General features: G+C 43.2%; 12 protein-coding genes and 1 riboswitch. Of the genes, 8 read left to right on the top strand and 4 right to left on the bottom strand.

All coding sequences use genetic code 11. The features are described 5' to 3' along the window. Window positions 1-44 precede the first annotated feature (44 nt). The 4 genes from ACPW7N_RS13485 to ACPW7N_RS13470 all read right to left on the bottom strand — a co-directional run bounded on the left by ACPW7N_RS13485 (window position 45) and on the right by ACPW7N_RS13470 (window position 5,928). Complete coding sequence (locus ACPW7N_RS13485) at window positions 45-1,727, bottom strand: methyl-accepting chemotaxis protein (protein WP_425651617.1); 1,683 nt, start codon at window positions 1,725-1,727, stop codon at window positions 45-47. A gap of 36 nt (window positions 1,728-1,763) precedes the next feature. Then, window positions 1,764-2,936, bottom strand: a complete 1,173-nt coding sequence (locus ACPW7N_RS13480) for an ATP-grasp domain-containing protein (RefSeq protein WP_425651616.1) — start codon at window positions 2,934-2,936, stop codon at window positions 1,764-1,766. Window positions 2,937-3,052: 116 nt separating this feature from the next. Then, window positions 3,053-3,139: riboswitch (cyclic di-GMP riboswitch) on the bottom strand. A gap of 152 nt (window positions 3,140-3,291) precedes the next feature. Continuing rightward, entirely contained in the window at window positions 3,292-4,575 is a 1,284-nt protein-coding gene (locus ACPW7N_RS13475; RefSeq protein WP_425651615.1) for a dicarboxylate/amino acid:cation symporter, read from the bottom strand. Between the two features lie 285 nt (window positions 4,576-4,860). Beyond that, a complete protein-coding gene (locus tag ACPW7N_RS13470; RefSeq protein ID WP_425651614.1) occupies window positions 4,861-5,928 on the bottom strand; it encodes a DctP family TRAP transporter solute-binding subunit in 1,068 nt (355 codons plus the stop codon). A 106-nt stretch (window positions 5,929-6,034) separates the two neighbouring features. Here ACPW7N_RS13470 and ACPW7N_RS13465 point away from each other — a divergent pair, with 106 nt between their 5' ends. The 8 genes from ACPW7N_RS13465 (at window position 6,035) to ACPW7N_RS13430 (ending at window position 13,738) form a co-directional block, all read left to right on the top strand. Beyond that, window positions 6,035-7,657 carry an ATP-binding protein gene (locus ACPW7N_RS13465; RefSeq protein ID WP_425651654.1) on the top strand — a complete coding sequence of 541 codons (1,623 nt, stop codon included), beginning with the start codon at window positions 6,035-6,037 and terminating at the stop codon, window positions 7,655-7,657. Continuing rightward, complete coding sequence (locus ACPW7N_RS13460) at window positions 7,626-8,312, top strand: response regulator (RefSeq protein ID WP_425651613.1); 687 nt, start codon at window positions 7,626-7,628, stop codon at window positions 8,310-8,312. Before ACPW7N_RS13465 ends, ACPW7N_RS13460 begins: the two co-directional genes overlap by 32 nt. A 113-nt stretch (window positions 8,313-8,425) precedes the next feature. Further along, window positions 8,426-9,526 carry a redox-regulated ATPase YchF gene (gene ychF / locus ACPW7N_RS13455; RefSeq protein WP_425651612.1) on the top strand — a complete coding sequence of 367 codons (1,101 nt, stop codon included), beginning with the start codon at window positions 8,426-8,428 and terminating at the stop codon, window positions 9,524-9,526. A gap of 143 nt (window positions 9,527-9,669) precedes the next feature. Next, entirely contained in the window at window positions 9,670-9,957 is a 288-nt protein-coding gene (rpsF, locus tag ACPW7N_RS13450; RefSeq protein WP_425651611.1) for a 30S ribosomal protein S6, read from the top strand. A 24-nt stretch (window positions 9,958-9,981) separates the two neighbouring features. Further along, a complete protein-coding gene (locus tag ACPW7N_RS13445; RefSeq protein WP_425651610.1) occupies window positions 9,982-10,440 on the top strand; it encodes a single-stranded DNA-binding protein in 459 nt (152 codons plus the stop codon). 62 nt (window positions 10,441-10,502) lie between these two features. Continuing rightward, window positions 10,503-10,733, top strand: a complete 231-nt coding sequence (gene rpsR, locus ACPW7N_RS13440) for a 30S ribosomal protein S18 (protein ID WP_425651609.1) — start codon at window positions 10,503-10,505, stop codon at window positions 10,731-10,733. A 110-nt stretch (window positions 10,734-10,843) separates the two neighbouring features. Beyond that, window positions 10,844-11,782: a YybS family protein gene (locus ACPW7N_RS13435; protein WP_425651608.1), complete on the top strand. Its 939-nt coding sequence runs from the start codon at window positions 10,844-10,846 to the stop codon at window positions 11,780-11,782. A 15-nt stretch (window positions 11,783-11,797) separates the two neighbouring features. Further along, a complete protein-coding gene (locus tag ACPW7N_RS13430) occupies window positions 11,798-13,738 on the top strand; it encodes a DHH family phosphoesterase (RefSeq protein WP_425651607.1) in 1,941 nt (646 codons plus the stop codon). The last annotated feature ends 7 nt before the right edge of the window (window positions 13,739-13,745 follow it).

Raw genomic sequence — 13,745 nt, 5'->3', positions numbered from 1 at the left:
AAAACGCCTTCCGACAATTCGGAGGGCGTTTTTCATGGAGATCGCTATACTTTGAATGAATGTACCAGCTCATATAAATCTTTGGACATTTGTTTCAAGTCCTGGCTCATTTTTTGCAATTCAACAACGGATTGTGTCTGTTCTTCTGTAGAAGCGGCAATCTCTTGTGTTGTCGCAACACTCTCTTCAGAAATAGCCGATATTTGTTCAACGGCTGACAAAGTATCGGTTGAGAGGGAAGCGATTTTATAGGTACTGTCAGCAATGCAATTGACACCTTTGGTAAGTTCATCAACAGACTGATAGATTTGTTCAAACAGAAGCCCGTTTTCAATAATCAGGGCAACACCTTTGTTGATTTCTTGGAAGCTTTGTTCTGTAGTTTCGGATGCTTTTTCTGTCTCAACAAGGATTTCTTTAATGTTGTCAACGATATGTCCAACGGAGTCATTCGTTTGTTTTGCCAGCTTCTGCACTTCCTGAGCTACTACGGCAAACCCTTTGCCATGTTCGCCAGCGCGTGCTGCTTCAATCGAAGCATTGAGGGCAAGCAAGTTTATATGGGATGCGATGTTACTGATGATATTAATAATATCTGAGATCTCTTTTGTCCGTTGTCCGAGGTTGCGTAGTTGGTGGGAATTGATCTCACCGTATTTTTGAATCTCGGTAATCTGGGACGAGATCACCTGAACTTGCTGATTACCTTTCTTTGCTAGGTTCTGTGCAGATTCAGATACTTCATTCATATTGGTCACTTTATCGTCTACAAACGACACAGAATCAGAGACCTGTTGCACCATATTGAATACTTCCTGGATGTGATTGGAGCGTTCTTCTGCTGCTTTGGCCTCTTCAGAAATAGACATGGTCGTAATTTTAGAGCTATCTGTTAATTTGACCGAGGCGAGTAAGAGATGATCACTAACCGTATCAATGGTTTCGGAATTATCACGGATCAGCGAAATCAACTGTAGCAATTTCTTTCTCATCTCTTCGAAGCCATTACTCAACGTACCTAATTCATCGATCCGGTCGGTAGTAATCGGGGTAGTTAAATCTCCCTGAGCTAGCATTTTGGTTCGTTCTGCAAGAGAAATAACAGGGATGATGATCATTTTTTTCGAAAGGATCGATAAGAATGCACCGATAATGACAGCCGCTACGACAAAGCCAACACTCAACCACAAGATATAATTTTCCAGGTTTTCAATAAAGGAGGCATCCATATCAATACCAATAACAGTATTTGAAGAGACAGGGAGGAAGAGTGATTTATGAACTCCCCAATCATCTTTATAGATGCTGCTCATCACACTCTGCTTTGTTTCCAAAGCCTGATTTTGCTCCGGAGTGAAGGGGAGTTCACTCATATACATATCGTCATTGCTTAATGCGAGGATAACGTCTTTTCCATCCACCTTTGCGATAACATACGCATTCTGCATACCCTCATATTTTTTGGTGAAATTAGTGAGAATGGTAAAAAGCTGTTCATACTTCGAACGGCTTTGTAAAGCCTCTTCAATCAGTTGTGGCGTGGCTTCAATGGTCAGTTTTTCCATATTGGATTCCAAACGGTTTTCAAACTGTACGATGACATGATTGTTGACCAAATTCATAGAGGTTTCATAGAGAACAGTGATGAAGACAAACGTAAACAAAAGCAAAGGCAATAAGACTATTGCTGTCAATTGACGCCGAATCGATTTTCTTAAGAAATTCATCTCTTTTTCTCCTCTTTATCTTAAATCTTTTTACTTTTATATATTTGAAACAATTGATTCGGAATGCTTTATGTATTGGGAGAGATCTAGTTCGAGATATTTTTGATTATCCTCCAGACGATCGGTTCGATAGAAAAGCACAGCCAATGTCCGGGGATCGTTTGGCATGTATGAATGCAGCAAATGAGAGAACTGCTTCTTCAAGGCTTCTACATTGAATTCAGTGATGGAATCAGGATGTATAGTGGTTGGGATGTCGGCACAGAAAAAAGAATAAACTGAGTCGTCCATCGTCGACTGGATGTTATCCCAATCAGGTACATCTTGTTGAATAAATGCTTCATATGGATTAACCCCATAAGCAAAATAGCCCAATTCAGTCGTACCAATTCCTGCGAACCGAAGCGGGTTCACTTCAATAGGGGCGATCTGGCCGTTCCGTTTGATCCGTACCTCGAGGTGGAGAGGGAAGTTGACTAAATTTGCTTTTGATCCCATTGTCTCAAGAAATGCTTTGATGGAATCAATTGATTCTTGCAGAACTGCTTTGCTCGTGAAGTAAATCCGATCAGATGTATCATTTTCATGCAAGAACATGCGCTTGAATACATTGACAATTACAGGAGCCCCTGAATAGTCGAAATAGGCGTCAATCGCATATTCGTCTCCCTGAATCCACTCTTCTACAATGAAAGTAGTAGAGTCAAAGACGGCACCGGAGTACAGAGAGTCGGATAGTAGTAGTTCGTTATGTAGCTGTTCGCAAATTGTAAACCATTCCTGTTCGTTTGTAATTCGATACACGCCCCAACTGGCGTACCCAACTGCTGGTTTTAAAATCACGGGGAAAGGTAAAGCTTTTGGGTCTAGTTGAGATAATTCGTGGAGTGGAAGCTCTAGGAAGAAAAACGAAGGGTCAATCTGTTTCATCCATTTGCGAAAGTTTATTTTGTTCTTGAAAAGAGAAATATTTCGTACCAGTTGAGAATCAGGGAGATGTTTCTCTAATAACTCGAAGGCATTCTCAGAAGTGGTAAGCAAAGGATAATGCTTCTGCTCTCTTATCTGTCCTAGTAGGCCCGGAAGAGAAGTAACATTTAATCGGGACTGTGATGGAACAGAAACATTTTGAATGAACACAGGTGCTTGAGTCTTAGCTAAGGTGTCAGCTAAAAAGGGGGATGCGTATGGTTTGTCTAAAAAGATCAAGCAAATTTACACTCCTTTCATAATTACCTGAAGTATGAAAAAATAAAAAGAGCTATCCACGAATGAGAATAGCCCAATACTCGAAGTATAGGAAGTAAGTAATACTTCTTCAGCCATTCGGTAACCCGGCTATCATAGTCATCTAGACCTTAGACCCGTTGGCTTTGCGTCCTCATTTTTCAATGAGTTTGCCTTTATCGTGGTTATATAAGGTATGAATATACACGATACCGAGTATATAATAGGAAGGAAGTAATTTCAAGAACAAGTAAAATAGTCCTAATATTTGTAACAAATTGGAGCCCTACCAATTAGTAGGGCTCGTTGTTGGTTTTTCTATATTTGCTTCATGATTCTAAGCAGTTGCCGGACGAGCTTCAACTGTTTCTTCGATATGAACCGTATCTTCTTCTACGATGCGATTTGGATCAAATTCATTTTCCATTTTTGCGACGACAACAGTTGCGACACCATTTCCAATAATATTGGTAATCGCACGAGCTTCTGACATGAAACGGTCAACACCGAGAAGCAATGCCATACCTTCTACAGGAATCATTGGGAAAGCGGCCAACGTTGCAGCAAGTGTGATAAATCCAGAACCGGTTACACCAGCAGCGCCTTTGGAAGTTAACATGAGAATTCCAAGGAGAGTAATTTCTTGCCAGATTGTTAAATCAATCCCGTAAGCTTGGGCGATGAAGATTGCTGCCATCGACAAGTAGATCGAGGTTCCATCCAGGTTGAAGGAGTACCCCGTAGGAATAACCAGACCAACAACAGATTTGGAACAGCCGTAGCGCTCCAGTTTTTTCATGATGGGAGGCAAGGCTGATTCGGAAGAGGACGTACCGAGCACTAAAAGAATTTCCTCTTTAATGTAGCGCAGGAAACTAAAGATACTGAAACCATAGTATTTTGCAATACCGCCAAGTACAAGTACGATAAACAGGAACATCGTAATGTAAACTGAAGCCATCAATTTACCAAGGGAGAAGAGAGAAACTAACCCGAATTTACCGATTGTATAAGACATGGCACCGAAAGCTGCAATCGGAGAAAGCTTCATGATCATGTTTACGATTCCAAAGAATACATTCGTGAACTTTTCAAACAAATGAATGACTGGCTTGCCGTGAGATCCCATAGTAGCCAAAGCAAAACCGAACAAGATCGCAAAGAAGAGAATCGGGAGCAGTTCACCTTTGGCAAAGGCAGCCATTACGTTGTCAGGTACGATGTTTACAATAAAATCAATTGCCCCGTGACTGGTTTCTTCCGCTGCTTTGGTGTATTTGGAGACGTCTCCTTTTACATTGCTGGTATCAAGCCCCACTCCAGGTTTAATGAAGTTTACGACTACGATCCCGATCGCCAAAGCGACTGTCGTAACGATCTCAAAGTAGAGAAGTGCTTTTCCGCCGATTTTCCCTACCTTTTTCACGTCACCCATACTGGCGATTCCGTTAACAATCGTAAAGAAAATGATTGGGCCAATTACCATTTTAATCAGTTTAATAAAGACATCCGCCAGTACTTTCAATTCCGCCCCGAATTTAGGAAAGAAATGACCGACTAAAATACCAACAATGATACCGAAGATTACCTGGACGGTGAGATTACGAAAGTTGAGCTTCATCTTTTCACATCCTTCTCACGATATTTTATTTGCATAATGTAAGCGCTTCACGTTTGTATTGTAAGAGTTGTTTGAATAATTTGAAATAATATGGTCATATTGGTCTTTTTGGTCTTTTTGTTCACGTAAAAAAACCACCCGACACAAGAAGATAGCTGGCGGTCGACTAAACGCAACATCCGTGTTGCATCGTCGACACTCGCACGTCCTGAGCATCGTCGTGTAGGGCCCAAAACTAAAGCCCGGGGTGTGATACCCCCGAGCCTGTCAGATCAACTGGATAGATCAATATTTAGGAAAAGTATACTTCATGCGGATCTCTTTGATTTTCGCTACCAGCTCGGGCCCGATCTTGTTGGCATACTTATCGTACAAGGAATCAGTGGCCACAATCCATTGATAGCGTTGCTCATCCGTTAGCTCATCAATTTTCATCACAGCCATATTGCGAAGCTGGTTCAATTGGATATCGTTCATTTTAATAGCCAGATTATTGTTCCATTCGGTAGTTTCCTGAATGGCTTCCAGTAAGACCGACTGAATGTCAGGAGAGAGCTGGTTCCAGAAGTCTTTATTCATAATTACGGCATAACCAAGATAACCGTGGTTGCTGATTGTCATGTACTTTTGTACACGGTAGAGTCGTTTGGAAAAAATGTTGGAAATGGTGTTTTCCTGTCCGTCTACAATTCCTTTTTCGATACTTCGATACACCTCGTTAAAAGGAATGGAAACAGCTTCTGCATGAAATGAGTTGAATTGATCCTCCAAGACCTCGCTTTGGATGATTCGGAACCTTTGACCACTAAAATCATCAGGGACTAACAATCTGCGTTGGTTGCTTGTTACGTGTTTGAAGCCATTATTCCAAAATGCGAGACCTTTCATCTCTTTTTCTTCCAGGGAATCAAACAGCATTCGGCCTACTTCTCCCTGTAAAGACTCGTCTACGGCAAGTTGATTGGGAAATGCAAACGGAAGGTCCAATGCTAACCAACTGGGGAGTATTGTTGAGATATTGGAAAAGGCAGGGGCGATCATCTGAATTTCCCCTTGTTGCAAAGCTTGCATCTCATTGATATCCGTGTAGAGTGTTGCGTTGGGATAGACCTGAACTTCCACTTTGCCATTTGTTTTTTGATGTACTTTGGAGGCAAAATACTCAACCGCCAAGCCTTTGGGTGTATTTTCAGCTACAACATGGCTGAACTTGATGATGATTTTTTGGTTTAGTCCTTTTTGGATATCATCATACGGTAAATCAGGTGAAACGAGCTTCGATTGAAATCCGATAAAAATCGCTAACAATAGCACCGCTACGATAAAAAGGCTAAAGCCGACACTTGATTTCATGGGTGGTGTCTCCGTTTATTAGAAGTTGATTATTTTTCTTTATTATTTCACAATATTTAGAAGACGTAAATTCTCGGCAGTCATTCCAAGTAAGGGAGCCATTCCTCTGTTTAAAAACGTAAAAATTCACTGGAAAATTACATTGCTATCGTTTGGGATCGTTCTTTTCTCACTGCTCATTGGTGGAATTATCCTGTTGGGAAGCATTATTCGCTTAAAAGAGGATGAGGTCGGACAGCGCCTGCTCATTACAGCAAGAACGGTTGCAGAGATTCCATTAATCAAGACGGGCATTACAGAGCCTGATGGTTGGAAAACAGTGGATCCGATTACAAAAAGGTTGCGAATCATCAATGATATTACGTATATCGTAGTCATGGATATGAATCGGGTTCGCTACTCAGACCCGATTCAGGACAGGCTTGGTCTCGTGTTCTATGGCAAAGACGCTGAGCCCGCCTTTGCGGAACATTCCTATACGTCAAAAGTAAGGGGAGAGATGGGAACGGCTATCCGAGCGTTTGTCCCCATTATGGATGAGGAACACAAACAAATTGGTGTAGTCATGACGGGACACGTCCTTCCCGGGATCAAAGAGATTCTTCTCGATCAGAAAGAGTACATCATCCTGACGTTTTTTTTATCGATTTTGTTCGGTATCTGGGGGTCGTGGCGGCTTGCCAAACATATGAAAAAGCAGATGTTTGGTCTAGAACCGCATGAAATCTCACGAATTTTACGGGAAAGAACAGCGACGTTTCATGCCATGCACGAAGGTGTCATAGCGATAGATAAACAGGAGAACATCACGATCTTTAACGAGAAAGCCAAAGAAATATTCGGTATTACCGGAGACGTCCTCGGGAGAAACATTTGGGAAGTGATCCCCAACACTCGTTTGCCAGAGATCGTGCATCTACAGCAGCCCATATACAATCAGGAGCTAAAGCTAGGCAATGCCACCATCATGTCAACCCGCATGCCCATTAAAGTAAGCAACCAGACTGTTGGGGCCCTGGCGATTTTTCAGGATTTGACAGAGGTTACGAAGCTGGCAGAAGAATTGACAGGTGTTCGGGAGTTCGTCGATGCCCTGCGAGTACAGAACCATGAACACATGAACAAGCTTCACACCATTGCCGGACTCTTGCAGCTAGGGGCCACAGAAAAAGCATTGGACTATTTGTTTCAAATTACAGAACAACAAAGGGAGATCACAAACTTCCTTACAGAAAGTATCCGGGATGAGAGCATTTCCGGGCTTTTGTTAAGCAAGGTAAGCCGAGGCAAAGAGTTGGGAATTACGGTTACCATTGATCGAAGAAGTAAAATGGACGAGTTCCCGGCAAATATGGACCATCATGATTTTGTGCTGCTAATTGGGAATCTGATTGAGAATTCCTTTGATGCTTTGCGAGACGTCAATCGAGAAAGTAAAGAGGTCTATGTCAGTATTGAACAGGATGAAGAAGTCATGTCATTGCTTGTAGAGGATAACGGCTGTGGAATGAGTGAAGAAGTTCAGCAGAAAATGTTAGAAAGAGGATATTCAACCAAAGAGCAGGATCACAGAGGAATTGGGCTTCATCTTGTAAACAAGATTATCGAACGAACAGAGGGCGAAATTCGTGTAGAATCAACACAGGGAGTTGGCACGAGTTTTATCCTGACATTTGCAATGAAAGGGGGAACAGATAATGGGGTGCAGGGTGCTCTTGATCGAGGATGACCCGATGGTTCAGGAAGTGAATCGTCAGTTTGTCGAGAAGGTAGCTGGATTCGAAGTGATTGGCGTTGCAAACAATGGACGTGAAGGGCTGGAGTTAATCGGAGAATTACAGCCGGATTTGGTCATTATGGATATATTTATGCCACTTTTGGACGGGATTGAGACGTTGCAGCATATACGAGCCCAATCCTTTCCTGTTGATGTCATCGTCGTCTCAGCCGCTAAAGACATGCCTACGATTCAGAATGTACTTCGAAATGGAGCCGTTGATTACATTATTAAACCCTTTAAGTTTGATCGGATCAAACAGGCATTGGAAAAGTACAAGATTTATCGACAGCAGTTCAACTCGAATCGGCTGATGACACAAAATGAGCTGGATCAACTAATTCTAGGCAATGACATAACCGCTGGTGATGAGCATGAAACGCTTCCCAAAGGGCTTCATGCAATTACATTGAATCAGGTTATTCTCTATATGAAGGACCATGGAAGTTCCCTATCAGCAGATGAGGTAGCCGACCATGTGGGGATTGCCCGTGTTACGGCAAGACGATACTTGGACTATCTGGAGAAAAGAGGGACATTGGAACGTGATGTTCAATACGGCGGAATTGGACGTCCCATCAACCGCTATCGAATGAGAAGAAGCTGACTTCCCTCGCTGAGATGTCAGGCGGAGGGTATATTTGCGTAATTGTAATCTGATAGGCAAATCTTTATACTAAAAAGGATGCGTAAATATCGGAAACCAAGGAGTGTAGATAAATGGGTATGTCATGCGGGATTGTTGGTTTGCCTAACGTAGGTAAATCAACCCTATTCAATGCAATTACACAGGCGGGTGCTGAATCAGCGAATTATCCGTTCTGTACGATTGACCCGAACGTGGGGATCGTAGAAGTTCCAGACCCTCGTTTAACCAAACTGACAGAGATTGTGGTACCAAATAAAGTGGTTCCAACTGCTTTTGAGTTCGTTGATATTGCAGGCCTCGTTAAAGGTGCAAGCCGTGGGGAAGGCTTGGGTAACCAGTTCCTTGCACACATTCGTGAAGTAGATGCGATTGCACAGGTGGTTCGTTGCTTCGAGGATGAGAATATTACCCACGTTGCGGGAAAAGTTGATCCGTTAAGCGATATCGAAACAATCAACCTGGAGCTTGTGTTTGCCGATCTTGACTCCGTTAATCGTCGTATCGAGCGTATTGGACGCAAGGTAAAAGCAGGCGACAAAGAGGCAAAACAGGAGCTTGATGTACTGGAAAAATTACAAGCTGCCTTTGAAGAAGGACATGCTGCTCGTTCTGTAGGCTTGGATGAAGAAGAACAAAAATTGGTGCGTGACCTTCACCTGCTAACCATCAAACCGATGCTGTACGTTTGTAACGTAGCGGAAGATGAGATCAATGACTATGAGAACAATCAACATGTGCAAGCAGTTCGCAATCATGCGGCAAACGAAGGTGCTGAGGTCGTTGTAATCAGTGCGAAAGTGGAGTCTGAGATTGCTGAATTAGAGGGCGAAGATAAAGAGATGTTCTTAGAAGAGCTGGGTATTAAGGAATCCGGCCTCGACCGCTTGATTCGTGCAGCTTACACCTTGCTTGGCTTGGTAACATATTTTACTGCCGGGGTACAAGAAGTGCGTGCTTGGACTATTAAACAAGAAACCAAAGCTCCTCAGGCTGCAGGTGTCATCCATACTGACTTCGAGCGTGGATTTATTCGTGCAGAAGTTGTTGCGTATGCTGATCTCGTGGAAGCGGGTAATGTCAATGCTGCTCGTGAGAAAGGGAAATATCGACTGGAAGGAAAAGAGTACGTCGTAAAAGACGGCGATGTCATTCACTTCCGCTTTAACGTATAATTCCCATCTTGCCTAGCGTTTCTTGATTTGATATAATGCAAAAATGCGAGTATTTAATTGGGTGCATCTTTTTTATGCGAATCAATAGGCACTCGCTCCTTGCCCGTTCAGGGCCGTTTAGTCCAAAAGGAGGTGAAATAGGTATGCGTCAATACGAAGTAATGTACGTATTACGTCCAGACCTTGAAGAAGAAAGAGTGAAAGCGAATGTAGCTCGTTACAGCGAAGTCGTTACTAGCTTTGGTGGGGAAATCACCAAACTTCAAGAAATGGGTAAACGTCGTCTTGCTTACGAAATCAAAAAGTTCCGTGATGGTTTCTATGTTTTGATGAACTTCAAAGCGAATGCTGATGCAGTAGCAGAAGCTGAGCGTCTCATGAAAATTAACGACGACGTTATTCGCTTCCTCTTCGTAAGAGAAGAAAAGTAATAGTCGTTCGCGGGGGTTATGTTCATGATGAATCGAGTTATTCTTATTGGCAGGCTTACTAAGGATCCAGAACTTCGCTACACTCCGAATGGAACTGCTGTTACTACCTTTACTCTGGCAGTAAATCGCGCACGCACTGGTCAAACAGGAGAGCGTGAAGCTGACTTTATTAACATCGTAGCTTGGAGTAAATTAGCTGACTTGTGCGCTAACTATCTTCGCAAGGGTAGACAAGCAGCCGTTGAAGGCCGTTTACAAACAAGATCTTATGATAATAAAGAGGGCAAAAAGGTATACGTAACAGAAGTAGTTGCGGAAAATGTACAGTTTTTGGGCTCGAGGGAAGAAGGAAATGGCTTTGATCCAAGCTTTAGCGGCGGATCGAAACCTGCTGCTAAAGGAAATGACTTTGATCCGTTTAACGACCCCTTCGCCGATGCAGGGAAGCCGATCAACATTTCTGACGACGACCTGCCTTTCTAACGAAGTCAAGTATCTCAAAGTCATATGAATTATCACATTTCCTTAAGAAGGAGGGACTTTTCATGGCACGCAAAGGACGTCCTAATAAGCGTCGTAAAGTTTGTTTCTTTACTGTCAACAAGATCAAAAAGATCGATTATAAAGATCTTGATTTGTTGAAAAAGTTCATCAGCGAACGCGGTAAAATCTTGCCACGTCGTGTGACTGGTACTTCCGCTAAATATCAACGTGCGTTGACTATAGCGATCAAACGTGCTCGTCAAGTAGCATTGTTACCATATACTGCTGAATAAGAGACTTATAAAAAGAGGGGGCACATCTTAGTGACCCTCTTTTTTTTCAAAATACATACTTTGGACTGTGTTCGACATAAGAATATTACTGCACGAGAGGGGTAGCTGACATGCCCAATCGGACAAGGCAACTTGCAGAGAATGCGATTATGCTTGGTATCTCTGCCGTTCTGCTCATGCTTGCTACGTATACCTTTATTGGTTCTACAGCGTTTTTTATCATTCCGGTTCCCTTTATCCTGTTAGCACGACAGAGGTCATTTCGGGATATGCTTTTTATCGTAGGCACATTCGGGTTTTTAGGGATGATCATTACTGGTGTAGCAGGGATTCTTCCGGCATTGTTGCTAGGCGGCATGGGTTTCGTGATGGGTTACTTGTATAAGCGTACGAATTCGGCACTACCAGCCATTCTTGGAGGGGCGGGTGCATGGATTGTATCGGTAATCGTCAGTTTGATTATTACGATTTATGTCATGGGAGTAGATGTGCTCGGGGAATTTAACAAAGTCAGTCAGGCGATGTTGAACGGGGATATGCCATTTGCTCTTCCACCAGGAATGACACAAGAACAGTTCAAGCAACAATACAGCCTGCTATTAAATGACCTGAAACTGCTATTCCCTTCCCTGATGATGATGTCGGCCATCATGGCAAGTGCGATCAATCATTGGCTTGCACGTGTGATTACAAAGCGGATGGGCTCACCCGTACCTGCTTTGAAGCCGTTAAAGGAGTGGAATTTACCCCGCTCCATTTTGTATTACTATTTTGTCGCGTTAATTGGTTTCTTGTTTTTTTACCAGTCCATTACGGATACATTCCTCAAAAGCGCAATTCTCAACCTCAAGACCGTTTTGGAATGGTTGTTTATCATCCAAGGGTTAGGTTTTGTAGCATTTTTCCTCGATTTGAAGTTTAGGAATAAAGTGCCAAAGGTACTAACTGTATCTCTATTTATTTTTCTTCTCTTAACTAATATACTAAGCTTACTAGGTATATTTGATTTGGGCCTTGGTTTGCGTAAGCGACTGGAAAGAAGAATGTAAAGAGGAGCTGAGGAAATGCCCAAGTTCCTTTTAAAGCGTTGGTACGGGCTGCATATGGTATTGGCTCTCAGCTTTAGCTTAATGCTGTTAGCTGTTTTGACGTTTTACCATTGGATGTTCGGAGCGCTTGGCATTGTCTGCGTAATCGGTTTGGTTTTTTATTCGGTACAAGCGGAGAAAGCTTTTCAACGAGAGCTGCGTTTATATTTGGCGACCATTAGCCACCGAGTAAAAAAAGCGGGCGAGAGCGTCATTCAGGAAATGCCAATGGGTATTTTGCTATTTAATGATGAAAAAGAAATTGAATGGACCAATCCGTATATGCTCGAGATTACCGGAGAAGAAGGGTTGATTGGCAAGAGTTTGGCTGATATCTTCCCCGGCCTTGAACTGAAGGCGGATCAGAAGCGTATCGAATTGGCATACAACGAACGGATATATGAAGTGCTTGTCCGCACGGAGGAACGATTACTCTATTTCAAAGACATCAGTGAACATAAAGAGTTAATGCTTCGTTACAACCGTGAAAAATCAGTAGTAGCGATTATTCATCTGGATAACCTGGATGAGGTTGGTCAAGTGATGGACGATCAAAGTCGAACTCTTTTATCAGCAAGCGTTGCCGGTGTAATCACTGACTGGGCGGTTAAGCACAACATTTATTTGCGTCGTTTTACGGCAGATAAGTTCATGGCCTTGTTTGATCGACAAACGCTAGAGAAGTTGGAAGAGAGTCGTTTTGATATCCTCGACGTCGTTCGTGAATTAACGGCGGACAACAAGATTCCGATTACACTGAGTATCGGTATTGGTGCCGGTGTGTCTTCGTTTATTGAGCTTGGGCAAATTGCTCAATCGAGCTTGGATATTGCCCTTGGTCGAGGCGGTGACCAGGCAGCCGTCAGAGTCGGGAATAAACTGTCCTTCTTCGGTGGAAAATCGAATGCGGTCGAGAAGCGGACGCGTGTGCGTGCACGTGTCATTGCTCATGCCTTGCGTGACCTCATTCACGAAGCGGACCACGTCATTATTATGGGTCACAAAAACCCGGATATGGACTCCATCGGTGCATCACTAGGGGTTCTCAAGGCCGTACAGGTTCATAACAAGGTAGGATACATTGTCCTCGATGAAGTAAACTCTTCCATTGAGCGCTTAATGAAGGAAGTGGCAGTACACGAAGCTCTTTCTGAGTCATTCGTTACACCTGAGCAAGCACTTCACCTGATCTCCGGGCGAACCTTGCTCGTCATCGTGGATACACATCGTCCTTCCCTGGTGATTGAACCACGCCTGTTACAGGAGACAAACCGTATCGTGGTAATTGACCACCACCGTCGTGCGGAGGAATTCATCAATGACCCGGTATTAATTTACTTAGAACCATATGCTTCATCTACTGCCGAATTGGTTGCCGAATTGTTACAGTACCAAAGCGATCGAATCAATATCGACAGTTTAATTGCAACGGCGCTTCTTTCTGGAATTGTCGTGGATACCAAGAGCTTTGCTTTCCGCACAGGTTCCCGGACGTTCGAGGCAGCATCTTTCTTGCGACGGAATGGTGCCGATACAGCAACCGTTCAGCGTTTCTTAAAGGAAGATCTACAGCAATTTATCAAACGCTCTCGGATTGTGATGAATACAGAGGTTTATCGTGGGAAACTGGCCATATCCGTTGGAAGTCCTGAAGAGTCCTATACGCAGGTTGAGGTTGCTCAGGCAGCAGAGATTCTCCTGACCCTGTCAGGAATTCAAGCATCATTTGTTGTTGCAAAGCGGGCAGACGATGCCATTTTAATCAGTGCCCGTTCTCTTGGAGACATCAATGTTCAGTCAATTATGGAACAACTGGGTGGCGGAGGTCATTTGACTGGTGCCGCGTGTCAATTAATAGGCATTTCGATGCAAGACGCCGTGAAGCGTTTGAAAGAAGTACTTGATAGCTTGTCTTAAGAGGAGG

Source organism: Brevibacillus nigriterrae, from assembly GCF_049846925.1.
Classification (GTDB): Bacteria; Bacillota; Bacilli; order Brevibacillales; family Brevibacillaceae; genus Brevibacillus_H.
This window is presented reverse-complemented; position numbering and strand designations above follow the sequence as displayed.

What these genes read in the sequence shown, in the direction of transcription:
- ACPW7N_RS13485 (WP_425651617.1), bottom strand. Translation starts at nt 1,727, where the DNA reads ATGAATTTCTTAAGAAAATCGATTCGGCGTCAATTGACAGCAATAGTC.
- ACPW7N_RS13475 (WP_425651615.1), bottom strand. Translation starts at nt 4,575, where the DNA reads ATGAAGCTCAACTTTCGTAATCTCACCGTCCAGGTAATCTTCGGTATC.
- ACPW7N_RS13470 (WP_425651614.1), bottom strand. Translation starts at nt 5,928, where the DNA reads ATGAAATCAAGTGTCGGCTTTAGCCTTTTTATCGTAGCGGTGCTATTG.
- ACPW7N_RS13460 (WP_425651613.1), top strand. Translation starts at nt 7,626, where the DNA reads ATGGGGTGCAGGGTGCTCTTGATCGAGGATGACCCGATGGTTCAGGAA.
- ychF (WP_425651612.1), top strand. Translation starts at nt 8,426, where the DNA reads ATGGGTATGTCATGCGGGATTGTTGGTTTGCCTAACGTAGGTAAATCA.
- rpsF (WP_425651611.1), top strand. Translation starts at nt 9,670, where the DNA reads ATGCGTCAATACGAAGTAATGTACGTATTACGTCCAGACCTTGAAGAA.
- ACPW7N_RS13445 (WP_425651610.1), top strand. Translation starts at nt 9,982, where the DNA reads ATGATGAATCGAGTTATTCTTATTGGCAGGCTTACTAAGGATCCAGAA.
- rpsR (WP_425651609.1), top strand. Translation starts at nt 10,503, where the DNA reads ATGGCACGCAAAGGACGTCCTAATAAGCGTCGTAAAGTTTGTTTCTTT.
- ACPW7N_RS13435 (WP_425651608.1), top strand. Translation starts at nt 10,844, where the DNA reads ATGCCCAATCGGACAAGGCAACTTGCAGAGAATGCGATTATGCTTGGT.
- ACPW7N_RS13430 (WP_425651607.1), top strand. Translation starts at nt 11,798, where the DNA reads ATGCCCAAGTTCCTTTTAAAGCGTTGGTACGGGCTGCATATGGTATTG.